The sequence below is a fragment of the Dactylosporangium sp. CA-092794 genome (assembly GCF_050948465.1).
GTDB lineage: Bacteria > Actinomycetota > Actinomycetes > Mycobacteriales > Micromonosporaceae > Dactylosporangium.
The window spans coordinates 656,967-680,590 of sequence record NZ_CP192044.1 but is presented as its reverse complement, the minus strand read 5'-3'; the positions used below and the strand labels follow the sequence as shown (position 1 = coordinate 680,590).

At 71.7% G+C, this 23,624-nt stretch carries 23 protein-coding genes, 1 tRNA gene and 1 riboswitch; of the genes, 12 read left to right on the top strand and 12 right to left on the bottom strand.

The genetic code is table 11. The features are described from left to right. Nucleotides 1-40 precede the first annotated feature (40 nt). The 5 genes from ACQPXD_RS02870 to ACQPXD_RS02850 all read left to right on the top strand — a co-directional run bounded on the left by ACQPXD_RS02870 (nucleotide 41) and on the right by ACQPXD_RS02850 (nucleotide 3,078). Nucleotides 41-460, top strand: a complete 420-nt coding sequence (locus tag ACQPXD_RS02870; protein WP_432834498.1) for a helix-turn-helix domain-containing protein — start codon at nucleotides 41-43, stop codon at nucleotides 458-460. Next, entirely contained in the window at nucleotides 457-921 is a 465-nt protein-coding gene (locus tag ACQPXD_RS02865) for a hypothetical protein (RefSeq protein ID WP_432834496.1), read from the top strand. Before ACQPXD_RS02870 ends, ACQPXD_RS02865 begins: the two co-directional genes overlap by 4 nt. Before the next feature lie 68 nt (nucleotides 922-989). Continuing rightward, entirely contained in the window at nucleotides 990-1,316 is a 327-nt protein-coding gene (locus ACQPXD_RS02860; RefSeq protein ID WP_432834494.1) for a DUF2516 family protein, read from the top strand. Nucleotide 1,317: 1 nt separating this feature from the next. Continuing rightward, a complete protein-coding gene (locus ACQPXD_RS02855; RefSeq protein ID WP_432843590.1) occupies nucleotides 1,318-2,208 on the top strand; it encodes an alpha/beta fold hydrolase in 891 nt (296 codons plus the stop codon). 129 nt (nucleotides 2,209-2,337) lie between these two features. Further along, nucleotides 2,338-3,078, top strand: coding sequence for an alanyl-tRNA editing protein (locus ACQPXD_RS02850; protein ID WP_432834492.1), 741 nt, complete (start codon nucleotides 2,338-2,340; stop codon nucleotides 3,076-3,078). A gap of 138 nt (nucleotides 3,079-3,216) precedes the next feature. Here ACQPXD_RS02850 and ACQPXD_RS02845 read toward each other — a convergent pair whose 3' ends face one another. Beyond that, nucleotides 3,217-3,597, bottom strand: coding sequence for a hypothetical protein (locus tag ACQPXD_RS02845; RefSeq protein ID WP_432834490.1), 381 nt, complete (start codon nucleotides 3,595-3,597; stop codon nucleotides 3,217-3,219). Nucleotides 3,598-3,998: 401 nt separating this feature from the next. After that, nucleotides 3,999-5,252: an AI-2E family transporter gene (locus ACQPXD_RS02840; protein WP_432834488.1), complete on the bottom strand. Its 1,254-nt coding sequence runs from the start codon at nucleotides 5,250-5,252 to the stop codon at nucleotides 3,999-4,001. 101 nt (nucleotides 5,253-5,353) lie between these two features. Between ACQPXD_RS02840 and ACQPXD_RS02835 the strand changes: the two genes are divergently transcribed. After that, entirely contained in the window at nucleotides 5,354-5,719 is a 366-nt protein-coding gene (locus ACQPXD_RS02835; protein WP_432834486.1) for a GroES family chaperonin, read from the top strand. Here the strand turns inward: ACQPXD_RS02835 and ACQPXD_RS02830 are convergent. Next, complete coding sequence (locus ACQPXD_RS02830) at nucleotides 5,710-7,056, bottom strand: PrsW family intramembrane metalloprotease (protein WP_432834484.1); 1,347 nt, start codon at nucleotides 7,054-7,056, stop codon at nucleotides 5,710-5,712. The genes ACQPXD_RS02835 and ACQPXD_RS02830 overlap by 10 nt on opposite strands. A gap of 329 nt (nucleotides 7,057-7,385) precedes the next feature. After that, nucleotides 7,386-7,503: riboswitch (SAM riboswitch) on the top strand. A gap of 24 nt (nucleotides 7,504-7,527) precedes the next feature. Here ACQPXD_RS02830 and ACQPXD_RS02825 point away from each other — a divergent pair. Beyond that, nucleotides 7,528-8,718 carry an aminotransferase class V-fold PLP-dependent enzyme gene (locus ACQPXD_RS02825; RefSeq protein ID WP_432843588.1) on the top strand — a complete coding sequence of 397 codons (1,191 nt, stop codon included), beginning with the start codon at nucleotides 7,528-7,530 and terminating at the stop codon, nucleotides 8,716-8,718. On the opposite strand, the gene ligD (ACQPXD_RS02820) is transcribed toward ACQPXD_RS02825, so the two are convergent. Further along, nucleotides 8,698-9,585, bottom strand: a complete 888-nt coding sequence (ligD, locus tag ACQPXD_RS02820) for a non-homologous end-joining DNA ligase (protein WP_432834482.1) — start codon at nucleotides 9,583-9,585, stop codon at nucleotides 8,698-8,700. The genes ACQPXD_RS02825 and ligD (ACQPXD_RS02820) overlap by 21 nt on opposite strands. Further along, the gene (gene ligD, locus ACQPXD_RS02815) at nucleotides 9,578-10,507 is read right to left on the bottom strand and encodes a non-homologous end-joining DNA ligase (RefSeq protein ID WP_432834480.1); all 930 of its coding nucleotides are present in this window, start codon (nucleotides 10,505-10,507) and stop codon (nucleotides 9,578-9,580) included. Before ligD (ACQPXD_RS02815) ends, ligD (ACQPXD_RS02820) begins: the two co-directional genes overlap by 8 nt. A gap of 97 nt (nucleotides 10,508-10,604) precedes the next feature. Between ligD (ACQPXD_RS02815) and ACQPXD_RS02810 the strand changes: the two genes are divergently transcribed. Next, nucleotides 10,605-11,549 (top strand): Ku protein, encoded by a 945-nt coding sequence (locus ACQPXD_RS02810; protein WP_432834478.1) that lies wholly within the window; start codon nucleotides 10,605-10,607, stop codon nucleotides 11,547-11,549. On the opposite strand, the gene ACQPXD_RS02805 is transcribed toward ACQPXD_RS02810, so the two are convergent. The 5 genes from ACQPXD_RS02805 to ACQPXD_RS02785 form a co-directional block, all read right to left on the bottom strand. Next, nucleotides 11,530-11,994: a hypothetical protein gene (locus ACQPXD_RS02805; protein WP_432834476.1), complete on the bottom strand. Its 465-nt coding sequence runs from the start codon at nucleotides 11,992-11,994 to the stop codon at nucleotides 11,530-11,532. The two genes, ACQPXD_RS02810 and ACQPXD_RS02805, sit on opposite strands and share 20 nt — an antisense overlap. Then, nucleotides 11,991-13,625, bottom strand: coding sequence for a fatty acid--CoA ligase (locus ACQPXD_RS02800; RefSeq protein WP_432834474.1), 1,635 nt, complete (start codon nucleotides 13,623-13,625; stop codon nucleotides 11,991-11,993). The genes ACQPXD_RS02805 and ACQPXD_RS02800 overlap by 4 nt, the downstream gene beginning before the upstream one ends. Before the next feature lie 1,316 nt (nucleotides 13,626-14,941). Beyond that, nucleotides 14,942-16,531 carry an MDR family MFS transporter gene (locus ACQPXD_RS02795; RefSeq protein ID WP_432834472.1) on the bottom strand — a complete coding sequence of 530 codons (1,590 nt, stop codon included), beginning with the start codon at nucleotides 16,529-16,531 and terminating at the stop codon, nucleotides 14,942-14,944. Next, nucleotides 16,528-17,007, bottom strand: coding sequence for a MarR family winged helix-turn-helix transcriptional regulator (locus ACQPXD_RS02790; protein WP_432834470.1), 480 nt, complete (start codon nucleotides 17,005-17,007; stop codon nucleotides 16,528-16,530). Before ACQPXD_RS02790 ends, ACQPXD_RS02795 begins: the two co-directional genes overlap by 4 nt. Before the next feature lie 107 nt (nucleotides 17,008-17,114). Continuing rightward, entirely contained in the window at nucleotides 17,115-17,516 is a 402-nt protein-coding gene (locus ACQPXD_RS02785) for a winged helix-turn-helix domain-containing protein (protein WP_432834469.1), read from the bottom strand. 173 nt (nucleotides 17,517-17,689) lie between these two features. Between ACQPXD_RS02785 and ACQPXD_RS02780 the strand changes: the two genes are divergently transcribed. Further along, complete coding sequence (locus ACQPXD_RS02780) at nucleotides 17,690-17,920, top strand: hypothetical protein (RefSeq protein ID WP_432834467.1); 231 nt, start codon at nucleotides 17,690-17,692, stop codon at nucleotides 17,918-17,920. A 73-nt stretch (nucleotides 17,921-17,993) separates the two neighbouring features. On the opposite strand, the gene ACQPXD_RS02775 is transcribed toward ACQPXD_RS02780, so the two are convergent. After that, nucleotides 17,994-19,523, bottom strand: a complete 1,530-nt coding sequence (locus ACQPXD_RS02775; RefSeq protein ID WP_432834465.1) for a hypothetical protein — start codon at nucleotides 19,521-19,523, stop codon at nucleotides 17,994-17,996. A 191-nt stretch (nucleotides 19,524-19,714) separates the two neighbouring features. On the opposite strand from ACQPXD_RS02775, the gene ACQPXD_RS02770 reads away from it, so the two are divergent. Then, nucleotides 19,715-20,551: a PSP1 domain-containing protein gene (locus ACQPXD_RS02770; RefSeq protein WP_432843586.1), complete on the top strand. Its 837-nt coding sequence runs from the start codon at nucleotides 19,715-19,717 to the stop codon at nucleotides 20,549-20,551. A gap of 303 nt (nucleotides 20,552-20,854) precedes the next feature. Here ACQPXD_RS02770 and ACQPXD_RS02765 read toward each other — a convergent pair. Beyond that, nucleotides 20,855-20,930, bottom strand: a tRNA-Thr gene (locus ACQPXD_RS02765). 85 nt (nucleotides 20,931-21,015) lie between these two features. On the opposite strand from ACQPXD_RS02765, the gene ACQPXD_RS02760 reads away from it, so the two are divergent. Then, nucleotides 21,016-22,836 carry a metallophosphoesterase family protein gene (locus tag ACQPXD_RS02760; protein WP_432843584.1) on the top strand — a complete coding sequence of 607 codons (1,821 nt, stop codon included), beginning with the start codon at nucleotides 21,016-21,018 and terminating at the stop codon, nucleotides 22,834-22,836. 130 nt (nucleotides 22,837-22,966) lie between these two features. Further along, nucleotides 22,967-23,287, top strand: a complete 321-nt coding sequence (locus tag ACQPXD_RS02755) for a YbaB/EbfC family nucleoid-associated protein (protein WP_432834464.1) — start codon at nucleotides 22,967-22,969, stop codon at nucleotides 23,285-23,287. Nucleotides 23,288-23,624: the final 337 nt, after the last annotated feature.

Below are 23,624 nucleotides of genomic sequence, written 5' to 3'. Positions count from 1 at the left end.
TGCTTGCAACAGTTAGCAGCCCGCGCTACCGTCGGTAAGCGTGACCGAAGAGCCGCGCGACCTGGGTGGGTTCATCCGTGACCTGCGCCGCAACGCGCGCATCTCGCTCCGCCAGCTCGCCGAGCAGGCCGGGGTGAGCAACCCGTACCTGAGCCAGATCGAGCGTGGCCTGCGCAAGCCGTCGGCCGAGGTGCTGGCTCAGCTCGCGAGCGCACTGCGGGTGTCGACCCCGCTGATGTACCTGCGGGCCGGGTTGCTGGAGCGGGAGGGGCACGACGTGCTTGCCGCGATCGCCGCGGACAGTGACCTCACCGTGGCCCAGAAACAGTCCCTCACGCAGATCTACGAAACGTTCCGCAGGGAAAACGCGCGGAACTCGACGGACGCCGAGGCCGGCACCGATGCCGGCCCGGAGCCCGGGCCGGAGCAGCCGACACGTTCCCACAAGGAGTCGCAGTGACCACGAACACCACCTCGAAGAGCACCACCCGCAAGATCCCGACCCCGATCTACGCCGCGGCCGGCGCCGGCGACCTCGCCTACGAGCAGCTGCGCAAGCTCCCGGCACAGGTCGCCCAGCTGCGCGCCCGGGTCGAGGAGCTGCGCCCGGCGGTGTCGGAGGCCACCCTCCGCACCGACATCAACCGGCTGCGCGGCGTCGCCCGGCGCAACGCCGCCAACTTCCTGGCGAGCGCCCAGTTCGCGCAGGACCGCGCGATGGCCGTCTACACCGGCCTGGTCGCCCGCGGCGAGAAGGTGGTCAGCACCGCCCGCACCGCCGAGGCCAAGGTCGAGCTGGAGCCGGCGGGCAAGACCGTGACGGCCGAAGTGACCGCGACCGAGGCGTCTGCGGCGAGCACCCCGCCGGCCAAGAAGACGGCCGCGAAGAAGGCCGCGCCGAAGACCGACACCAAGAAGTAACGGTGATTCTCGGTAGCCCCCTGGCACCGTCTCGCACGGGCCGGGGGGCTTCGGCATAAGCTCGATGCATGCTGAGTGCCGTCCCGATCTTCTACCAAGACGTCGAGACCTACATCTCGATCGTTGTGTGGATCTTCTGCCTCGTGCTCGGCGCCGCGGCCTTCCTCCACTGCGTCGTGCAGCGCTCCGACGCGTTCCCGGCGATCGGCACCATGTCCAAGTCCATCTGGCTGGCGCTGATCGGCGGCGGCGAGTTGCTCACCGCGGTCTCCCCCAACCTGGGGCTGGGCTACCTGGGCATCTTCCCGCTCATCTCGGCCGGCATCTTCGCGGTGTATCTGCTCGACATCCGGCCCGCCCTGCGCGACGCCGTCGACGGCCACGGCTCCTGGTGAGCTGATGGACTTCCGCTGGCCGCCCCCTCCGGACGGGCGCCCCGATCGATTCCGCCCGCCCGTGACCCGGGGGCCACAGACCGGCCGGCCCACCCTCCCCTCACCACCCACCGAGCTGGTCGCCACGCCGCACGGCGTGGAGCTCGAGCAGCTGATCACCGGCGAGGACAGCCCGGTGACCGTGTTCGCGCACGGGCTGGGCAGCGGCATCGCCGAGACCCGCCCGCTGGGCAGCGCCGTGCACGGGCGCAAGGTGTTCTTCCAGTTCCGCGGCCACGGGCAGTCGGCGGCGCCGGGGGGCACCTGGACGTATACCGACCTGGCCCGCGATCTTCGGGCGATCGCCGATCTGTCCGGGGCGACCCGCGCGCTCGGCGTCAGCATGGGCGCCGCCGCGCTCACCCGGCTGCTGGCCGACAACCCAGGCCGGTTCGAGCGGGCGGTGTTCTTCCTGCCCGCGGTGCTCGACGCGCCGCGCCCGGCCGCCGCCCACGAGCGGCTCACCGCCCTGCTGGAGGCGATCGAGGCCGGCGACGCGGCGGCGGTGGCCGACGTGATCTCGCAGGAGGTCCCCGCGCAGCTGCGCAACACGCCCCCGGTCTGGGCGTTCCTGCGCCAGCGGCTCGACCAGCTCATGCGCGACGGCCTGGCGGCCGGCCTGGCCGACCTGCCCGAGCAGGCGCCGATCGCGGACCGGGCCGACCTGGCCACGGTCACCGCCGACTGCCTGGTGATCGGCTGCCGCGGCGACGACCTGCACCCGGTCACGGTCGCCGAGCAGCTCGCGGCCGCGCTGCCCCGGGCACAGCTGCACCTCTACGACCGCCCCGGCATCGTGTGGACCCAGCGCGCCGACCTGCGCACCCGGATCTCCACGTTTCTGAACGCCTGAACGGCCGGCACCTCCTGACCGAACGGGCGACCCGCTGACGCGTATCAGAATGGCGTCTGACGGGATCTACATTGCATGAACAGTTCGCGGTACTGGGCGGGGCCGACCCGCCGCATATAGTCGGCTTCCATGGGTGTCACACATCACGGCCGCACGTACCGGCTGGACCTGGCCGACCCGACCCTGCGCGAGTGGACCTGCACGGTCCTGCACTCCTCGGCCGAGGACGGCATCGTGCTGGACCGCTCCGCGTTCTACCCGGGCGGGGGCGGCCAGCCCCCGGACCACGGGGTACTCCTTTGGCAGGGCGTGCAGACCCGCATCGCCGGCACCCGCAAGACCGCCGACGACCTCTACCTGCAGCCCGTTGACGGCGACCCGCTGCCGCCCGCGGGCACCGAGGTGACCGGCGCGGTCGAGGACGACCGGCGCACCAAGCTCATGCGCACCCACTCGGGCCTGCACGTGCTCTGCGGCGTCGTGTTTCGCGACTTCGGCGCCATGGTCACCGGGGGCTCGATGGAGCCGGCGGAGGCCCGAATGGATTTCAACCTGCCGGAGGTACCGCCGGACTTCAAGACTCGGCTCGAAGAGCTCGTCAACGCCGAGGTGATCGCCGACCGCAAGGTCGTGACCAAGGTCCTCGGCCGCGAGGAGGCGCTCGCGCTGCCGGACATCATCCGGACGCAGTCGAACCTGATCCCCGCCGACGAGGAGGAGATCCGGATCGTCGACATCATCGGCCTGGACACGCAGACGGACGGCGGCACGCATGTCGCGTCGACGGCCCAGATCGGGCGGTTGCAGGTCGTGAAGGTGGAGAGCAAGGGCAAGGCCAACCGGCGCGTCCGCGTCCGCCTCACGGACTGACCGCTCGGGTCCACCGGCCGCCGTCGCCGCAGGGGGACGCGGCCGGAGCGCCGCTCGGACCGAACGTTGCGATCGATAAGTCGGGCGCTCCGCGCCACGACTTATCGGATTTTTCGCCTGACGGGGGAAATATCCGATTCATGCGCGATGACGACAGGCCCGGCGAGGTCGGTCTCGGCCCGCGGGCAGCGCGGGCAGCGCGGGCAGCGCGGGCAGCGCGGGCAGCGCGGGCAGCGCGGGCAGCGCGGGCAGCGCGGGCAGCGCGGGCAGCGCGGGCAGCGCGGGCAGCGCGGGCAGCGCGGGCAGCGCCCTGGCAGAGTCGGCGGCGCGGTGCCCGGACCCGATCTGGTCGGGGATGTTGCGGGAAGTGGTGGCGCAGCGGGTGGGCAGGTGGTGGTCGCCGCGATTGGGCGGCGGCGCAAGCGGCGGGTTCCGGCCTGGATCGGCGCCGGCCGCACGGGCGCGGAACGTCCCGCCGGTGACGCGGTAGCCAGGGCGAACGTATGTATCCGTGATCATGCACGTTGCCGCGGCCGCACCGCGGGTTTGCCATGATCCCGGAGACTTTGGGTACACGGGTGTACATCAGCGCTCCGTGATCATGAAAAACCGGTGGTGTCGGCGGCCGGTCAGGCATGATCACGGAGACTTCCGGTCGTAGGGGGCTCCGGGATGACGCTCGCGGCGATCGGGTGGCAGCGCAGCGGATCCCGGCGGGCCGGTTCGCGCGGCAATGCAGGAGCCGACGGAGCTGCCCGAGGCCATCAGCGGCGGCGGCCGCCAGATCAGGCCGGGGCGGGCGCCGGAGTTTCGCCCGTATCGGATTTTTCGCCTGTCGGGGTATAAATCCGAAAAGTCCGGACACGAAGTGTCTGGACTTTTCGGACCCTTCGTCGTGAACGGGGCGCGGGGAGGACGAGTCAGTCGGAGGAGGCGATCACGGCGTCGGGTGGGGGTTCGCTGCGGTGCTGGACCAGGTGCCGGATGCCCGTGTTCAGGACCGCGACCAACGGTACCGCCACCAGCGCCCCGATGATGCCGGCCAGTACCACCCCGGTAGCGATCGCCACGATGACGGCGAGCGGGTGGACCGAGACCGCCCGCCCCATGATCAGCGGCTGCAGGACGTGTCCCTCCAGCTGCTGGATCGCGATCACGCCGATCAGTACCACCAGCGCGGTCAGGGGGCCCTCGTCGACCAGGGCGACCAGGACCGCCACCGCCCCCGAGACCGTCGCGCCCACGATCGGGACGAAGGCGCCCAGGAACACCAGCGTGGCCAGGGGGAACCAGAAGTCGACGTGGAGGATCAGGAGCAGCAGGCCGATGCCCAGGGCGTCGATGAAAGCGACCAGCACCGTGGCCCGCACGTAGGCGACCAGCGTCCGCCAGGCGGCCTCGCCGGCGCGGCGGATCGGGTCGCGGGCCGGGGTGGGCAGGATGCCGGTGACGAAGTACCAGATTCGCTTGCCGTCGCGCATGAAGAAGAACGTGACGAACAGGATCAGCAGTAGCAGGGCGAGGAACTCGACCGTCGCCGTGGCCGTGTTGACCGCGCTGTTGGTCAGGGTGCCGCGGTTGTCGCTGAGCCAGGTCGTGGCGGCCTGGAAGGTGGCGTCCAGCTGGCGGCCGCTCAGGTGCAGCGGGCCCGTGGTGAGCCAGTCCTGGATCTGTTGTACGCCGATCGACGCCTTGTCCGAGAGCTCCGGGAAGCCGTTCACGAATTCGCTGATCACCAGGGTCAGCACGCCCGCGACCGCGGCCAGGCCGGTGATCAGGACCACGAACGCGGCCAGGGACGGGGGCAGCTTCACGCGGCGGCGCAGGACGCCCATCATCGGGGCGAGCAGGGCCGACAGGAGCAGGGCGATGCTGAGCGGGATGACGACGGTCTTGAGCCGGCCGATGAGAAAGAGCAGTATCGCGGCCGCGGCGATGAGGAGCAGCAGGCGCCAGGACCAGGCGGCGGCGATGCGCAGGCCGTAGGGCACCTCGGCGTCGTCCCGGCTGGCCGTCGTGGCGTGGCTGAGCTGCTCCTCCGGCTCGGGATCCGGGGGGTCCTGCGCCCGGGCCTCCTCGAGGGCGGCGGCCGCCTCCCGCTCGGCCTTGGCCGTCTCCAGCCGCTGGAGGTAGGCGCGGCGCAGGTTGGCCCGCACCCGATCGAACCGGCCCACGTACATACCTCCTGCATGCGGCCCCGTCACCCCATTCGGACTCCTCACGGTAGTCCGGGTCGCCTGAGGGTTGCACGCACCAAAGCGGTAGCGTCGCAAGCGTGACAGCGCAGCCCGCCGCCGGTTACCAGCCGGCCACCACCCAACCGGATGAACCCCTGCCGATCCGGCTCCTGCACGACCGGGTGCTCGTCCGGCTGGAGGGCCCCGAGGGCGAGCGCCGGCACGTCTCCGGGATCGTGATCCCGGCGACGGCGTCGGTCGGGCGGCGGCTGTCGTGGGCGACCGCGGTCGGGGTCGGGCCCAACGTGCGGTCCATCGTCTCCGGCGACCGCGTGCTGTTCGACCCCGAGGAGCGCTCCGAGGTGGAGTTACAGGGGCGCGACTACGTGCTGCTGCGCGAGCGCGACGTGCACGCCGTGGCGGCCCGGCGGGTCGAGCCGGACTCGACCGGCCTTTACCTGTAGAGCGGCACCGGCACGGGCACGACCGGGGTCGGCGGGGCGTCGAGCACCCGCACCACGCCGTCCGGGAAGGTGATGTGGTACCGCGACCCGTCCCACACCGCGCGCGGCGACTGCGGGTCGCGCCCTGCGAAGACCTGCCGGTAGGCGTCCAGCGCGACGAGCAGCCGGCGCTCCTCGGCCAGCGCCTCCGCCCGGCGCGCCGGCTCCTTGTCCAGCCCGCGGTGCAGGCCGTCGCGCAGCAGCGCCAGCCGGGTGGCGTCGAACTGGAAGGCCCGCATCGCCTTGGCGCCGGCGTCGCCGGCCACCCGGCGGGCCCAGCGCCGCGCCGACAGCCGCCGGCCGAGCGTGCCCAGGGCGGCGACCTCGGGCGGGGCGAACCAGCCGGCGCGCGCGTACTCCCCCAGCACCCGCTCGGTGAGCCGGCCCTCGTTGGAGCGCAGCCAGAGGGCGAAGCCGACCATGCACAGGAAGATCGGCATCATCACCGCGAAGTAGCCGTACAGCAGCACCCACGCACTGGTCGAGGCGGTGACCGACATGAGGTTCCACGAGCCGTGCAGCACCATGGCGGTCAGCAGGCCGGCCACCGGGGCGACGAACCGCACCGCCCGGCCGGACGAGCGCGACGCGACGCCGAGCCCGATGCCGGTCATCGAGGTGAACAGCGGGTGGGCGAAGCCGGTCATCAGGATCCGCACGATGAAGATGGCGACCAGCGCCGCGGCGCCCCGCACCGGCCCGGACTGGTCGGCGGTGTCGCCATAGCCCTTGAATCCGAGGTACAGGATGTTCTCCACCATCGCGAACCCGGTCGCCGACAATCCACAGTAGACGATGCCGTCGATGATGCCGGAGTACGCCCGCGGCCGGCGCCAGAACAGCAGCACCGGGCCGAGCGCCTTCATGCTCTCCTCGATCAGCGGCGCGACCAGCACCGCCACGAGCGCGTCGGACAGGCCGGCTTTCTCCGCGAAGTAGCTGCCGGCCGTGTTCACCACGAGCGCCACCCCGGTCGCCACGCAGGCGCCCCAGCCGAAGACGAAGACGAGGTACTTCACCGGCTCCGGCTCGTACCGATCCAGCCAGAGGAAGCAGGAGACCAGCACCGGCACCGGGATGACGGCCGCGCCGACACCGACGGCCAGGGCGGTCCAGCCGCCGCTGAAGCCGAAGAACGTCAGCACGGCCACGCCGCAGAGGGCGATGAACCCCATGACGCCGATGAGCGTCCACAGCCGCCGCCGGTCCGAGCGCTTGGCGGGCGGGGCGGCGGCCAGGGCGAGCGCCGCGGTCGGGTACTGCTGCTGCCCCGTGTCCGGCTCCGCCGCCTCGGTCACGTTCGGCACTCCGACGCCCGGCAGCACGGGCGGCCACGCCGAGGGCGCTCCGGGCCCTGCGGCCGGCGCCGAGGGACCCCCGCCCGGAAACGCGGGAGCGGCCGGAGCCGCCCACGGGCTCCGCTCCGGCCCGGCCGAAGGCGCCGGGGAACCCGAAGCAGCAGCCGGAAAGCCGGAAGGCGCCGGAGAACCCGAAGGAGCCGGAAAGCCCGAAGGCGCGGGCGGACCGGACGGCGACGCCCAGGGGCTGGGCTCCGGCGGTGTGGCGGGCGTCCCACTCGGCGGGAGTTCGCTCATGCCGTCACTGTATCCGCGGTACCGTCAGCTCAGGTCATGAGTGCCAGCGCACAAGCCCCGGCTTGCTGGCCGGCAACCCTCGCGTTCGCGGCGGGGTGCCCCGGGTGATGACCCGGCCCGGCACGTGGTGTGCCCGGGCAAGCGCGAGCGAGAGGACTCTGTCCCGTGTCCGAGATCCTGTCCCCCGGTGAGATCAAGCTGCGCGACGGCCGGTCCGTCGACTTCGCCAACCTCGACATCGCCGCCACCGCGCCCTGCCTGCGGGTGGTCGCCGACGCCGTCGCCGACCTGCTGCCCTACTACGGCAGCGTCCACCGGGGCGCGGGTGCGCTGTCGGAGCGCTGCACCCGCGAGTACGAGCAGGCCAGGGAGACGGTCGCGGACCTCCTCGGCCGCGGCCCGGACGACACCGTGATCTTCACGCGCAACACCACCGACGCGTTCAACCTGCTCGCGCGGGCCTTGCCCGAGGACACCACGGTCATCACGTTCGACACCGAGCACCACGCCAACCTGTTGCCCTGGAGCAACACCGTCCGCCTCGCCGCGCCGAGGTCGCCCGAAGAGGCCATCGAGGCGCTGGAGATTTCGTTGTACCGCCGCCAAACCGGCAATGTCCTGGTCAGCGTCACGGCGGCGAGCAACGTGACCGGCGAGGTGTGGCCGGTGGCCCGGCTGACCGAGGTCGCGCACCGCTTCGGCGCCCGGATCGCGGTCGACGCGGCGCAGCTGGCCCCGCACGCCCCGGCGAGCCTGGCCGGGCTCGGCGCCGACTACGTGGCGTTCTCCGGGCACAAGCTCTACGCGCCGTTCGGGGCCGGGGTGCTGGCCGGGCGGGCCGACTGGCTCGACGCCGCCGAGCCGTATCTGGCCGGCGGCGGGGCGAGCGCACACGTGGCCGACGACGGCGCGGTCCGCTGGGCGACCGGCCCGGCGCGGCACGAGGGCGGCACCCCCAACCTGCTCGGCGCGGTCGCGATCGCCACCGCGCTGCGGGCGCTGGTCCGCGACGCCGCGCCGCGGGCCCGGGAGGCGGGGCTGGTGCGGCGGCTGCGGGCCGGGCTCGCGTCGTTGCCGCACGTCGAGGAGCTGCGGCTCTTCCCGGCCGACGCCGAGCGGGTCGGGATCGTGTCGTTCGCCGTGCTCGGCGCCGACCCGGGCGACCTCGCCGTCACGCTCGGCCGCGATCACGGCATCGGCGTGCGCACCGGCCTGTTCTGCGCGCACCCGCTCACCCGGCGGCTGCTGGCCGAGGCCGCCGACCGGGCCGGCGCGACGGAGGCACCGGGCCAGGCGGTCAGGGCGAGTTTTGGCATCGGTACCACGGAAGCGCACATCGACCGGCTACTGGCCGCCCTGCAATAGGTCACCCAGCGTCGCGACCCGGTCGAGCACGGCGGACGGGGTCAGGTCGGCCGCGGTCAGTCGGCCGGCCTCGACCTCGTCCCAGGTCAGCGGCGCGCTGACGGTCGGTGTCGGCCCCGCCCGCAGCGAGTACGGCGCCACCGTCGTCTTGAACGCGTTGTTCTGGCTCCAGTCGATGAACACCTTGCCGGGGCGCAGCTGCTTGGCCATCTTCGCCACGATCCGGTTCGGCCGCCGGCGGGCCAGCTCCTCGGCGAGGCTCTTGGCGTAGTTGCTGACCGTGTCGGCGGACTCGTCGCCGGGCAGCGGTACGACCAGCTGCATACCCTTCTTGCCGGAGGTCTTCGGGCAGCAGGCCAGCCCGTCGGCGGCCAACCGCTCGCGCATGAGCAGTGCCACCTCGTAGCACTCGGGCAGCCCGGCCGGCGGCCCCGGGTCGAGGTCGACGACGAGCTGGTCCGGGTCGAGCGCGGTGCCGTCCTCGTCCACCCGCCACTGCGGGGTGTGCAGCTCCAGCGCGGCGAGGTTGGCCAGCCACACGACCGTGGCCAGCTCCTCGACGACGATGAAGTCGATCCGCTCGCGGTTCTTCGACGAGCCCGGCACCGGCAGCCGCGCCGTGCGCACCCAGTCCGGCGTGCCGGCCGGGGCGTTCTTCTCGAAGAAGCTGGCCCCGTCGACGCCGTTGGGATATCGGGTACGGGTGAGCGGGCGCCCGGCCAGGTGCGGCAGCAGCGTCGGGGCGATGCGGGTGTAGTAGTCGAGGACCTCGCCCTTGGTGAAGCCGGCCCGGGGGTAGAGCACCTTGTCGAGGTTGGAGATCTCGAGCTGGCGGCCGGCGACCTCCACGCGTAGCCGGTCAGGCATCGTGGACCTCCTCGGGGGCGAGATCCGGGCGGATCCGCACGAAGCGGGGGAAGCGCAGCCGGCCGTCGCGCGTGCGGTGACCGAACTTCACCTCGACCACCAGGTGCGGATCGACCCAGTGCGCGCCGCGGGCGTCCTCTCGCGGCACCGAAGCGCCGAAGGGATTTCGGCCGGTGGACAGCGGCTCCAGCGCGGCCAGCAGCGTCCGCTCCGACGCGCCCGAGATGCCGCCGCCGACCCGGCCGCGGTATTCCAGTCCGGCGGGGCCCGGCACGCCGACCAGCAGAGCGCCCAGCGCGCGCTTGCCGGGTCGCCAGCCGCCGACCACGAACTCCTGGCTCTCCTCCAGCTTCACCTTCACCCAGTCGGGGGTGCGGATCCCCGGGTGGTACAGCGATTCGGCCCGCTTGGCCACCACGCCCTCGAGCCGGTTCTCCCGGCTGGCGGCCACGGTCGCCGGGCCGTCGTCGAAGGACGGGGGCACCATCGCGCGGGGCCCCAGGGTCAGGTTTTCCAGGCGTTCCCGGCGGATGTGGTACGCCCGGCCGGTGAGCTCCTCGCCCTCGGCCCGCAGCGCGTCGAAGACCAGGTAGGTGACCGGCACGGCGGCGGCCAGCCGGGCGGCCCGGTGGGGCTCGCGCACGTGCATGCGCTCGGCGAGCACCTGGAACGACGGCTGGCCGGCCTCGTCCATGGCCACGACCTCGCCGTCGAGCACCGAGTCGGTCAGGCCCCGCCCGATGCTCGCGAGCTCCGGGTAGGCGGCCGTCACCTCGGCCCCGCTGCGCGCGAACAGCCTGGTCCGGCCGTCGCTGACCACCGCGATCGCGCGGATGCCGTCCCACTTGAACTCGAACGCCCAGCCCGGCCCGGCGGGCAGCACGCCGGGCGAGGCGAGCATCGGAGCCGGCGGGCCTGCCATGCCCCACACCATAGTTCGCCTGTGAGTTCCTCGCGCCCGGCTCGAAACGATGCGAAGCTGATGGTTGAAGGTCCACAACCTGCGGAAAGGGATCCTCATGCGCGCGATCTGGAAGGGCGCGGTCTCCTTCGGGCTGGTCTCGATCGCCGTACGGCTCTACTCGGCGACCGAGGAGAAGGACATCCGCTTCCACCAGGTGCACCGCGACGACGGCGGGCGGATCAAGTACAAGCGCGTCTGCTCCGTCGACGGCGAAGAGGTCGCCTACGACGACATCGCCAAGGGCTACGACCTGGGCGGCGGCGAGATGGTGATCCTCACCGACGACGACTTCGCCGACCTGCCGCTGACCACCAGCCGGGCGATCGAGGTGCTCGAGTTCGTGCCCACGGAGCAGGTCGACCCGATCCTCTACAACAAGGCGTACTACCTCGAACCGGAGCAGACCGCCGCGAAGCCCTACGCGCTGCTCCGCGACGCCCTGACCAACACCGATCGGGTCGCCGTCGTGAAGGTGGCCCTGCGCCAGCGCGAGCAGCTGGCCACCCTCCGCGTGCGCGACAACGTGCTGGTCCTCAACACGATGCTGTGGCCCGACGAGATCCGCGCGGCGAAGTTCGACATCCTCGACGAGGACATCACCGCCCGCCCGGCGGAGCTGGCGATGGCCGGCTCGCTGATCGAGTCGATGGCGGCCGACTTCGACCCGTCGACGTACACGGACAACTACCGCGAGGCCCTGCAGGAGGTCATCGAGGCGAAGGTGGCCGGCCGCGAGGTGGTCCAGCCGGAGGAGGCCGAGGAGGCCCCGGCCGCGGCGGTCGACCTGATGGCCGCCCTGCGCGCCTCGGTCGAGCGCGCCCGCGCCGCCCGCGGCGAGGAGGCCCCGGCCGCCCCGGCCGCCGAGGCGGAGTCCGACGCCGAGGAGCAGCAGCCGACGCCGATCAAGAAGGCGGCGGCGAAGCAGGCCCCCGCCAAGAAGACCGCCCCGGCGAAGAAGACCACCGCCGCCAAGAAGACCGCTACGAAGAAGTCCGCGTGAAGTAGACCGTCGCGGAGCCCGGGTCCAGCAGCAGGCCGTCGCCGATGCTCTGCCAGTGCGGTTCGGCGGGAGCGAACGGGCGTAGGTCCTCGGGGACGTCCGGACTGGTTGACGCCCCGGTCGTGGGCAGTTCGGCAGCACGGGACGAATCAATCACGGCGAAACCCGACATCACGTAGTCCATCGGGCCGATCTCCGGGCAGCTGCGGGCCCGGGCCTCACGCTCCTGCCAGTGGACGGTGCGGATCGGCTTCAGCCGGGGGTACAGCTGCTCGATCCGGATCGGCTCGGTGAACACCGACGTCTTCGTCGGCTTGGTCGGGTCGGCGCAGCCGGCCAGCCCCGGCACCCAGTCGCGCAGTGCCAGGGCCGCGCCGCAGCCCGCGATCACGCACGCCGACAGGGCGGCGGTGATCAGCAGGGCGATCTTGGCCGGGCGGGTCACCCGTAGATCTGTACCACCTCAAGCTCCCCGCCCGCATAGTCGGCCCGGACCCGCTTCTTGTCGAACTTGCCGACGCTCGTCTTCGGCACCGCCTCGATGAACGACCAGCGCTCCGGCACCTGCCAGCGGGCCACCTTGTCGGCCAGGAACTCGCGCAGGGCGGCCGCGTCGACGGTCTCGCCCTCGCGGAGCACCACGGTCGCGAGCGGTCGCTCGCCCCACTTCTCGTCGGGCACCCCGACCACGCAGGCCTCGAGCACCGACGGGTGGGCCATCAGGGCGTTCTCCAGGTCGACCGAGCTGATCCACTCGCCGCCGGACTTGATGACGTCCTTGGCGCGGTCGCTGAGCGTCAGGTACCCGTTCGGCGAGAGCGTGCCGACATCGCCGGTGCGCAGCCAGCCGTTGTCGAACTTGTCCGGATCGGGGCCGTCCTCGCCGAGGTACTGCGCGGTGATCCAGGGCCCGCGGACCTCCAGCTCACCGACGGACTTGCCGTCGCTGGGCATGATCTCGCCGGTGGGGCCGACGATCCGCCCCTCGACGCCGGCCGGGATGCGACCTTGGGTGTAGCGGTACGCCCAGTGCTCCGGCCCCTCCAGCCCGTGCGGCGCCCGGGCGATCGAGCCCAGCGGCGACATCTCGGTCATGCCCCAGGCGTGGATGACCTGGATGTCGTACCGGTCGGCGAAGGCGTGCATGAGCGACGGCGGGCAGGCCGACCCGCCGATGACGACCTCCTTGAGCGAGGAGGTGTCGGTGGGGTGCGTGTCGAGGTACGCCAGCAGATCCGTGAAGATCGTCGGCACCGCGCCCGCGAAGGTCGGCCGCTCCACCTCGATCATCCGGGCCAGCGGCGCGGCCTGCAGGAACCGGTCCGGCATGACCAGCGAGGCGCCGCTCATCAGCGCCGCGTAGGGCAGGCCCCAGGCCATGGCGTGGAACATGGGGACGATGCACAGGTCGCGCACCTGCGGCCCGAGGCCGAAGCTCTCCGCCATGCACACCTCCATCGAGTGGAGGTAGATCGAGCGGTGGGAGTAGGCGACGCCCTTGGGGTTTCCGGTGGTACCACTCGTGTAACACAACGCGGCGGCGTCGTCCTCGTCCACCGCGGGCCAGTCGAACGTGTCCGGCTTGCCCTGCAGCAGCTCGTCCCACCGGTGCACCTCGACGCCGTCCTTGCGCAGCTTCTCGACGTCACCGTCGCCGGCCACCACGATGTGGCGGAGCGTGGTCAGGTGCGGCAGCACGCCCGCGAGCAGCGGAATCAGCGTCGAGTCGACGATGACGACCCGGTCCTCGGCGTGGTTGGCGATGTAGATCAGCTGCTCGGGGAAGAGCCGGAGGTTGAGCGTGTGCAGGACCGCGCCCATGCTCGGCACCGCGAGGTACGCGACCAGGTGCTCGGCGTTGTTCCACATCAGGGTGCCGACCCGCTCGTCGCCGGTGACGCCCAGCCCGCGCAGGCCGTGGGCCAGCCGAGCGGCCTGCCGGCCGACCTCGGCGAAGCTGGTGCGGCGGGAGCTCTCGCCGGTCCAGGTGGCAACCTCGGCGTCGCCGTGGACGGTGGTGCCGTGCTGCAGAATGCGGGAGATCAGCAGGGGTGTCTTCATCATCGTGCTGCGCATGAGATGAACGCTAATGTGCCCTGCGCCACATTGGAACCGTCACCTTCCTGACGCCGCTCTCCGCAGGGCCGCGCGCTCAACGCTTTTCGAAAAGTCGGGCGCTCCGCGCCACGACTTTTCGGATTTATACCCTGACTGGCGAAAAATCCTGGTAAGTCGTGATTCGCTCGGCTTCGTCGCTTATCGGTAGCGGCTGGAGCGAACGAATCTCTCCGCGATCATGCGGCTCTCGGTGGCGAGCGGCGGGTTTCTCATGATCGCGGAGACATATGGTACCTATGGGTACATAGATCTTCCGTGATCATGGGAAACGCGTGGTACGGGTGGCGACTACGGCATGATCGCGGAGAGTTCTGGCGGCTTCGGCGCGGTGGCTGGGGTTTTGTTGCGCCTCCGGCGCGGTGGACGCTTTCCCCTGTGGCGCCTCCGGCGCAGTGGGCGCTGTCCCTTGTCGCGCCTCCGGCGCAGTGGCGCGGCTCCTTGTGGCGCCTTCGGCGCAGGGGCTGGGCTTCTTTGTTGCGCCTTCGGCGCAGGGGCTGGGGTTTCTTGTGGCGCCTTCGGCGCGTTTGGCTGGGGTCCGAAATCCTAGCCACGCGCGACTCCGTCGCGGCGCTTGCCTGGGGGGTTCCCACCCCAGACCCCCCATGGCCGCTCCGCGGCCACTCTCTTCCGCGCTGCGCGCCCCTGACGTCCTGGGCACGGTCCCCCATTGCGCCTCCGGCGCAGTGGTCCTGCTCCTTGTGGCGCCTTCGGCGCACGGGCTGGGGTTTTTGTCGCGCCTTCGGCGCGGTGGCTGGGGTTTCTTGTTGCGCCTTCGGCGCATTTGGCTGGGGTCCGAAATCCTAGCCACGCGCGACTCCGTCGCGGCGCTTGCCTGGGGGGTTCCCACCCCAGACCCCCCATGGCCGCTCCGCGGCCACCTCTTCCCGCGCTGCGCGCCCCTGACGTCCTGGGCACGGTCCCCCATTGCGCCTCCGGCGCAGTGGTCCTGCTCCTTGTGGCGCCTTCGGCGCAAGGGCTGGGCTTCTTTGTTGCGCCTCCGGCGCAAGGGCTGGGGTTTCTTGTTGCGCCTTCGGCGCATTTGGCTGGGGTCCGAAATCCTAGCCACGCGCGACTCCGTCGCGGCGCTAACCTGGGGGGTTCCCACCCCAGACCCCCCATGGCCGCTCCGCGGCCACCTCTTCCCGCGCTGCGCGCCCCTGGCGTCCTGGGCACGGTCCCCTATTGCGCCTCCGGCGCAGTGGGGTGCGCTGCGCGGGGCTTGGGGCGGATAAGTCCGGGCGGAACGCCGGACTTATCCGCCATTTCGGGTCTGCCTAGAAAGCGGCTGCCTTTGCCTCCATGGCTGCGGCGGCATCCTCGGCCGAATCCGGCTGGGACGCCGAGTCCGGTGATGGCTGTGGTGCTTCGGTGGCGCTCTGGAGGGACTTGTTGGGGAGGGCCAGGGTGATCAACGTGCCGACCAGGGCGACGATCGCGGCCGCGAGGAAGACCGGGTGCAGGGCGTTGACGAAGATGTGCTCGACCAGCTGCAGCTGGGCCGTGGGTAGTGCGCGGACCTGGGCCGGGGCGTTGATCGAGACGCCGGGGCCGGCGCCGGCCATCTGCTTGGCCAGCTGGTTGTTCATGACGGCGCCCAGCGCGGCTACGCCGACCGAGCCGCCCAGTGAGCGGAAGAAAGTGGCGGCCGAGGTACCGGCGCCCATATCACGAAGCTCGAGCGAGTTCTGCACCGCCAGGATCAGCGGCTGCATCGCCATGCCCAGGCCGACGCCGATGGCGGTCATGTAGATGAACGCCTGCCACAGCGGAGTGTCCACCTGCAGGCTGGTGAACAGCAGCAGCCCGGCGGCCATGATGATGGTGCCGGCGACCGGGAACCACTTGTAGCGGCCCAGCCGCGCGATGACGCGGCCGGAGACGATCGAGGTCACGATGACGCCGGCCATCATCGGCAGCATCAGCAGGCCCGAGCGGGTCGGCGTGGCGCCCTTGACGATCTGCAGGTAGAGGGGCACGTAGATGATCGAGCCGAACATCGCGAAGCCCAGGATGAACGTCGCCACGTTGGACAGCGAGAAGGTCGGGCGGCGGAACAGCCGCAGCGGCAGGATCGGCTCGTCGGCGCGGCCCTCGACCGCCACGAAGGCCACGGCGAGCACCGCGAACGCGGCGAGCAGGCCGAGGATGGTCACGGAGTTCCAGGCGTACTCGTTGCCGCCCCACGACAGCGCCAGCAGCAGTGCGCTGCAGCCGGCCACCATCAGCGTCGCGCCGAGGTAGTCGACGCGGTGCTCGCGGCGGGTGTGCGGGACCAGGCGCAGCACCCGGGCGCAGACGAAGAGTGCGAAGATCGCCAGCGGGACGTTGATGTAGAAGATCCAGCGCCAGTCGTTCTCGGCGAAGTAGCCGCCGACGAGCGGGCCGGCGACCGAGGAGATGCCGAAGACCGCGCCGAAGAGGCCCTGGTAGCGAGCCCGCTCGCGGGGCGCGACGACGTCGGAGACGATCGTGAAGGCGAGCGTCATGAGGCCGCCGGCGCCGATGCCCTGCAGCGCGCGGGTGGCGATGAGCTCGGGCATGTTCTGCGAGAGGCCGGCCAGCAGCGAGCCGGCCAGGAAGGTCGCGATCGCGAACAGCAGCACCGGGCGGCGCCCGTAGAGGTCGCTGATCTTGCCGTACAGCGGCGTCGACGCGGTCGAGGCGAGCAGGTACGCGGTGACCACCCAGGAGTAGTGGTCGAGGCCGCCGAGGTCGCCGACGATCGTCGGCAGCGCGGTGCCCACGATCGTCTGGTCGAGCGCGGCGAGCAGCATCCCGGTCATCAGGCCGCCCATCAGCAGCAGGATCTGCCGGTGGGACAAGGAAGGCCGGGCCTGTTGCTCCGGCGGCGCGGCGGTGGTCATCGAGCGTCCCTTTCGAAGGTTGTACCGTGCGGGAGCCGGTCGGCGATCGACTCGTTGAGGCGGGTGAAGAGCTCGGCGAAGAGCCGCCGCTGCTGCGGCGTCCAGTCGGCGAGCAGTTCTTCCCAGATGGACAGCCAGCGGTCCCGGTTCTCGGCGTAGACCTCGTTGCCGAGGTCGGTGACCTCGACCAGGCTGGCCCGCTTGTCGGACGGATCCGGGTAGCGGTGCATCAGCCCGGCGCTCTCCAGGGCGGCGACCTGCCGGCTCACCGTGGAGAGGTCCAGGCTTACCTCGGCGGCGAGCGCCGACAGCCGGATGGGTCCCTCGACCGCGACCCGGCTCAGCAGTACGTAGGCGGGGCGCTCGAGGCCACGGCCGGCCTCGTTCCACTTGAGCGTCGCGAAGAGCAGCTCGGACAGCCGGATGAACCGGCCGACCTGCCGCCCGATGGCGGCGTGCTCACTGTTCTCGTCCACGCTCGTGGCTCCCCCGTCGGTCGATACTTGCTTGCCACAAGCATCGGTTCGACGGGCGGCCGGCGACAACGTTTTATAGCGTGACGAGTGTTACGGGGTGAGGTGCGTTACTCCGCGTCAGGTTCGCGGCCGAACTCGTACCGGTCGGCCGGATACGCCTTCTCCCCCACAACGAGCACCGGCACGCCCTCCTGCATGCTGTGCTCTTTCTTCTCCGCCGGCGTGGGCATACGGGCGGTGACCATCTCACCCGGGTGCAGCCAGATCTGCTCGCGCGGCTGGAGGGCCCGCACGCGGCTGCGGTACCCACGTTTGCTCTCGACAAGACCCTCGCTACGCAGGTGCGCCATCGCGTCGCGAATGGTGTCGCGACCGACGTCGTGCTCCTCGGCGAGGTACTTCTCGGAGGGCAGCAGACTTCCCGGCGGCAGTTCACCGCTGATGATCTGTTGCCGAATCGCGTCCGCGACCTGCCGATAGAGCGACAAGCCGGAACTCCGGGAGATCATGCTGGCGACCATACGAAGGTCAATCGGCAGTCATTATTGTGGCCTTAGGGCCACTCGGTATAGGCTGTTGCTCCTGGGTGCGGTACCCGTCCGCTGCGAGCTGCGCGGGCACCGCACTCGCCCAACCTACGTCGCCGCGCGCGCCGTCGCCGCGTTTCCGGGGAGGCCACCGCATGGAGGAGCCGCTGAGTCCCATCGTCGCGCTCGACCTGCGTTTCCTGAACGCCGAGATCACCGAGGACGAGGGCGATCTCATCATGCTCGTGGACGACGGCGACGTGCAGATCGAGTTCACGTCGGGCATGAGCGGCAGCCGGGAGCGGGCCATCCTCGGCGCCCAGCGGCTGGCGTCGACGGCCCTGGAGTTCGCCGCCTCGATGCGCCGCTTCACCGCGACCACGTAGCGGCCACAGAAGAAAACACCGCCCGGGCAGCGCCGGTGGGGCGCTGCACGGGCGGCGAAGGGGTCGATGGGAATCAGGTGGTCGAGCGGCGCCGGGACAGCACCACGAACATGCGGCCGGCGACCACCAGGAGCAGGCCGGCGCCCAGGATCAGGGCGGCCCGCGAGCCCGTGACCGGCAGGGTGCCGCCGGTCTCGCCGCTCACCCCGCCGTAGCCGGCGCCGGTGCCGCCCGGGCCGTAGCCGCCGGTGCGCGGGGTCGCGGCGGCCGCCTCCAGGGAGCAGATGCCGAGGTCCAGGATGGTGGTGCCGTCGGCCTGCTCGCCGTACCCCCCGGACTTCCACTTGGTGCGGACGATCAGCTTGATCCGCACCGACAGCGCCTTCGCGTAGATGCCGGTGGCGTTCGTCTGGCGCTCCACCGAACCGATCTCGACGCGCAGGACGACGACCCGCGACGGGTGAGCGCGCGAGCCCTCCGGCGCCTGAACCGTCGACTCGCCGCGGCCCACCGCGGGCAGGCCGGGCAGCAGCGCGTCGAGGATCGACTCGGGCACCGCGCGCACCCCGGCCAGCGTGCCGGACAGCGCGCCGGTCGCGCCGCCCAGCACGTCGAGCAGCGTCGTACCGGTCACCACCGGCAGGTCCTCGGCGCGGCCCAGATCCTCGGCGGCGGCCCGGGCACCCCCGTCGACCGGGATGACCACGTCGGCGTGGGAGCCGGCCGAGTCGACCCGGATCGCGTCGCGACCCGGCACGCGCACTTCGAGCACCGCGGGCTTGTAGTCGACCGTCTTCTTGGTACCGGCGGTGACGCGCAGCGACGGCGCGCTGAGCACCTTCACGCCGAACGCCGCCGGCCCCCCGGCCAGCAGCGTGAAGTCCGCGACGCCGCCGGTCGCGCCCGCCGCGGCGGCCGGCTTGCCGTCGACCTGGTCGACCGCGGTGGCGGTGCCGCTCTCGATCGCGCCGAGGCGCAGCAGCGCACGGCCGCCGCGGCCGGGCAGGACCGTGAGCCCGGCCAGCCGGGCGGCGGCGTCCGCGTGCGGGCCCGCCGAGGGCGTGCAGCGGGCGGCGTCCTGCCAGGTCGCGGCGGCGCGCAGGCCGCCGGTGCCGGCCGACAGCGCGCCGAGATTCACGCCCTGCACGGGTACCTCATCCGCCTGATCATGCGGCGGCGGCGCCTGCTGATAAGCGCTCGGCCCGATCAGGCCCGGGGGCAGAATCCCGCTGCTTTGGATGTACCGCGCATCAGCCGCCGCCCGCGCCGGCCCGCCGGCGAACCCGGAGTGCGCGGTCGCGACCCGCAGCTCCGGCAGGGGCGCCTCGTCGCGCCCGAGCGCGCGCAGGTCGACACCGCCGAGCGCGATCGTGTTGGCGGCGGCCGTCGCGCCGAACCCGTCGGGGCAGCCGGAACTCTCCGCCACCCCGGCCGACGCGGGTGCCGCTGACGCGACCGGGCTCACGGCTGCGAGCACCCCCGCGGCGGCGAGGGCGGCGAGATACCGGGCTGTTTTTGGGCGCGCGAAAGCAACAGGTTCCGTCATGGCGTTGGGGTCCTCCGAGACCGGGGAGTACAGGAAGCTCGCCGTCAGGCGTGCCACTGCTGCCCCCAACGAGCCCTTCGCGGCCGGAGTTACGCCCCTTTTTACGGTCTCATCCGCACTAGTAACGACGAAAGCGAAGCAATAGTTACGGGGTCCCACAAAAGTGTCGAGTCGGACTTTTACCTACTTTTACCGTCATCTCGCCGCGGCCGTAGGCGGTCGGCGTGACCCGCGTTACTGTGATCGCCATGGGCATGCTGTGCGCGGTGAGCTTCAACCGCTACGGACGGCTGTTCTACTTCGACCCCGGTGACCTGCGCCCCCAGGTCGGCGACCGGGTGCTGGTGCCGACCGACGACGGGCCCGAGGTGGCCGAGTGCGTCTGGGCCGCCCAGTGGGTCTCCGACGACACCGAGGGCTTCCCGCGGCTGGTGGCCATGGCCGCCGACGACGACCTGCGCCGCGACGAGCTGCTGCGCAAGCGCAAGGCCGAGGCGAAGGTCGCGGCCAAGAAACTGATCCGCGAGCACGAGCTGCCGATGAAGGTCGTCGCAGTAGACCACGTCCTGGACTCGGCGGGCGGTCAAGGCGCGCGGACGACCATCTACTTCACCGCACCCCATCGGGTGGACTTCCGCTCGCTGGTCCGCGACCTCGGCGCCACGCTGCACTGCCGGGTGGAGCTGCGGCAGCTGTCGGCCCGCGACTCGGCGCGCGTGCAGGGCGGCATCGGCTCCTGCGGGCGCGACCTGTGCTGCGCGACGTTCCTCAACGACTTCGAGCCGGTCACCATCCGCATGGCCAAGGACCAGGACCTGCCGCTCAACCCACTGCGCATCTCCGGCGCGTGCGGGCGGCTGATGTGCTGCCTGAAGTACGAACATCCTTTGTATCAGCAGTTCCAGGCCACCGCGCCGGCCATCGGCGCCCGGGTCAGCACCCCGGAGGGCGACGGGCGGGTCGTCGGCCACAGCGTGCCGCGCGACTCGGTCATCGTCCGCATGGACGCCGACGGCTCCCGCTGCTCCTGCAGCCGCGCCTCGGTCTGCGGCCCCCGCCAGGCCTACGAGGAGCACCACGGCTGACCCGCCCGGTGCCTTGCCTGTGGTTCTTCGTGGTGGCGCGACGGCGCCGATCGGCCGGACCGCCCGGCCAGCTGGACCGCCCGGGTCCGCGCGGTCGCGGCGACGAGCCGGCCGAGTTCGTCCTCGCGGCCGGTGAAGTGCGGGGTCAGCCGTGGAGCGCCCGAAGCACCGGCTGACGGCGCGAGGCCGCCCCGGACCGTCGCGGCGCGCCGGCCCGGCCGGCCCCTCGCTCAGCCGGCTGCGCAGATCGTCATCGAACAAGCCAACGCCCCGGCCAGGTATCCCCTGGTCGGGGCGTTGAGTTGGAGCCGCCTGACGGAATCGAACCGTCGACCTATTCATTACGAGTGAATCGCTCTGCCGACTGAGCTAAGGCGGCAACGGTTCCCCAGTCTACGACATGCCCCCGGCGGGTGCGCGAGGGGTTTCCCGGTGTGCCGCGCGCGGGTAACGTCCCGCCGGTGATGCCCGACGATATCCCGCCCGCTCCCGGGGAGCTGACCGCCGAGCCGGGCGAGCCGCTGCTGCCGCTGCCGCAGGAGGACGAGGCGGAGGCGGCGCCGGTCCCCGGTGGGCGGCCGACCGCGCTCGACCCGGATCAGATGGGCTTCACGCCCCGCCGGGCGGTGCCGTGGCTGAGCCCGGTGCTGCTGAGCGGGACCGCGGTGCGGGTGCTGCTCGCCGACCTGTTCGGCGCCTACCTCGACAAGCGCGAGCTGCAGGACGCGCTGCCCGGGCGGATCCTGCGGGAGAGCGCGAACTACAGCGGCGAGGCGAACAGCGAGGACGAGTGGCCCGAAGGCGACGAGCTGTGGGTCGACTACGCGGCCGACACCGGCGACGGGTTCAACGCCACCTACTCCGTCGCGTACCTGCTCGCCCAGCCGTCACTGACCGTCGACGGCCACGAGCTGCCGCGGGGCGAGGTGCTGGTGCTCGGCGGCGACCAGGTCTATCCGACGGCGAGCGGGCAGCAGTACGAGGACCGATTCAAGGGCCCGTTCCGCGCCGCGCTGCCGGAGCCGCCGAGCGAGGGCCCGCGACCCCGGCTCTATGCGGTGCCGGGCAACCACGACTGGTACGACGGCCTCACCGCCTTCCTGCGCCTGTTCGTCCGCGGCAACGAGGGCGCGGTCGGCGGCTGGCGGACCCGCCAGACCCGGTCGTATTTCGCGATCCAGCTGCCGCACCGCTGGTGGCTGCTCGGCCTCGACGTGCAGGCCGGCGCCTATATCGACGACCCGCAGCTGCGGTACTTCACCGCCGCCGCCGCGCGCATGGGCCCCGGCGACCGGGTCATCATCTGCCCGCCCTCGCCCAGCTGGGTCGAGGCGACCGACGACCGCAAGGCCTACGACAGCCTGGACTACTTCGTACGCACGGTCATCGCTCCCACCGGCGCCGACGTACGCCTGATGATCTCCGGCGATCTGCATCATTACGCGCGGTACTCCCGCCCGGAGCGCGAACTCATCACCTCCGGCGGCGGCGGTGCGTACCTCTACCCGACCCATGAGCTGCCGGAGCAGATCGAGGTGCCGCCGGCCCGCTCGCTGGTCCGCAACGCCTCGCCCTCGCGCACCTACGCGCTGCGCCGCACCTTCCCCACGAAGCCCCAGTCGCGCGGCCTGTCCGCCGGGGTGTTCTGGCGCCTGCCGTGGCGTAACGCGGTGTTCCTGGGCCTGCTCGGCGTGCTGCAGACGCTGACCATGCTCGCTTTCGTCAACGCTGCGGACCGCGTGGTGTCGGGCGTGGAGCAGCGCCTGGTGACGGTGCCGGCCGTGCTCATGATCCTGGTCGATCTGGCCGGCACCTGCCTACTGGCCATGCCGCGCGCCGCGGGCCAGCGACGACCACGCCACTGGGTGCTGGGTCTGTTGCACGGCGCCGCATTCGTCGCCCTGGCCACCCTCGGCACCTGGGCCTGGCTGAACCTGCCGTTCGTCGGCCTGTCTTGGCCCCTGCCGCTGCTGTTGTCCATCGTGTTGTACCTGCCGTTGTCCGCCGTCGCCTCGGGCGAGCTTTTCGCGCTGTACCTGCTGATCGCCGCCAAGTTCAACGTCAACCTCAACGAGCTGTTCGCCGGCCAGGGCATCACCGGCTACAAGGGCTTTCTGCGGCTGCACTTCACCGCGGACGGCGCCGTGACCATCTACCCGATCGGCGTACGCCGCACCGCCCACCGCTGGCACGCCCGCCCGGCCGCCCCACCGGACGCCCCCTGGTTCGAACCGCACGACCCGATGGAGCTCCACCTGATCGACGACCCGATCCGCCTCCGGTGACCGCCCGCCTCCCCTGGGCGCCTCCGATCATGCGCGCGCGGGAGTTATCCACAGGCGTTGCATCGGTCTTCCGCGCTGACCGCCGGGTGCCGTACGGTCACGCAGGGAGGTCGCATGGGGCGTGACATCGATGGGACGTGACATCGACGAGGCGTGGATCGAGGAGGCGGTCGAGCGTTACCGCCGGATCGAGGCCCTGCACGCCGAGTTCGACAAGGCGGTGAAGACCGTCGAGGTGACGGTCCGCTCGGCCGACGGCCTGGTCGAGGTCCTGGTCACCGCCGACGGCACGATCCGCGACGTCCGCATCGACGGGTCTCTGCACAACCGAACGAGCGAGTCCTTGTCGCGCTCGGTCCGCGAGGCGGTCACCGCCGCCGCGGACGCGGCCGCGTGGGCCCGCCGCAAGCTCCAGGCCGAAACCTTCGGCGACTACCGCACGCTGGAATGACCACTACTGCGCGCCACATGACGATCGGGGGTGTGATGGTGCCACCACTACCGCGCGACCACCACTCCGCCACCCTGCCCTCGCCCGGCGCCCCTTCCGCCCACGCGCCGTTCTCCCACGCGCCGTTCTCCCACGCGCCGTTCTCCCCACGCGGTGGGGGACATGCTCCAGCCGCCGGGTGCCGCGGCGGGCACGTTCCGGTCCCAGAGCGCCGTGACGAGCATGTTCCGGTCTCAGGGTGCCGTGACGAGCATGTTCCGGTCTCAGGGTGCCGTGGCGGGTGTTTTCCGGTCTCGGAGTGCTGCGGCGGGCATCTTTCGGCAGGCTGGGCGGCGGT

What these genes read in the sequence shown, in the direction of transcription:
- ACQPXD_RS02760 (WP_432843584.1), top strand. Translation starts at nt 21,016, where the DNA reads ATGCCCGACGATATCCCGCCCGCTCCCGGGGAGCTGACCGCCGAGCCG.
- ACQPXD_RS02845 (WP_432834490.1), bottom strand. Translation starts at nt 3,597, where the DNA reads ATGATCACGGATACATACGTTCGCCCTGGCTACCGCGTCACCGGCGGG.
- ACQPXD_RS02860 (WP_432834494.1), top strand. Translation starts at nt 990, where the DNA reads ATGCTGAGTGCCGTCCCGATCTTCTACCAAGACGTCGAGACCTACATC.
- ACQPXD_RS02780 (WP_432834467.1), top strand. Translation starts at nt 17,690, where the DNA reads ATGGAGGAGCCGCTGAGTCCCATCGTCGCGCTCGACCTGCGTTTCCTG.
- ligD (WP_432834480.1), bottom strand. Translation starts at nt 10,507, where the DNA reads ATGGCAGGCCCGCCGGCTCCGATGCTCGCCTCGCCCGGCGTGCTGCCC.
- ACQPXD_RS02785 (WP_432834469.1), bottom strand. Translation starts at nt 17,516, where the DNA reads ATGATCTCCCGGAGTTCCGGCTTGTCGCTCTATCGGCAGGTCGCGGAC.
- ACQPXD_RS02850 (WP_432834492.1), top strand. Translation starts at nt 2,338, where the DNA reads ATGGGTGTCACACATCACGGCCGCACGTACCGGCTGGACCTGGCCGAC.
- ACQPXD_RS02810 (WP_432834478.1), top strand. Translation starts at nt 10,605, where the DNA reads ATGCGCGCGATCTGGAAGGGCGCGGTCTCCTTCGGGCTGGTCTCGATC.
- ACQPXD_RS02755 (WP_432834464.1), top strand. Translation starts at nt 22,967, where the DNA reads ATGGGACGTGACATCGACGAGGCGTGGATCGAGGAGGCGGTCGAGCGT.
- ACQPXD_RS02800 (WP_432834474.1), bottom strand. Translation starts at nt 13,625, where the DNA reads ATGCGCAGCACGATGATGAAGACACCCCTGCTGATCTCCCGCATTCTG.
- ligD (WP_432834482.1), bottom strand. Translation starts at nt 9,585, where the DNA reads ATGCCTGACCGGCTACGCGTGGAGGTCGCCGGCCGCCAGCTCGAGATC.
- ACQPXD_RS02770 (WP_432843586.1), top strand. Translation starts at nt 19,715, where the DNA reads ATGGGCATGCTGTGCGCGGTGAGCTTCAACCGCTACGGACGGCTGTTC.
- ACQPXD_RS02795 (WP_432834472.1), bottom strand. Translation starts at nt 16,531, where the DNA reads ATGACCACCGCCGCGCCGCCGGAGCAACAGGCCCGGCCTTCCTTGTCC.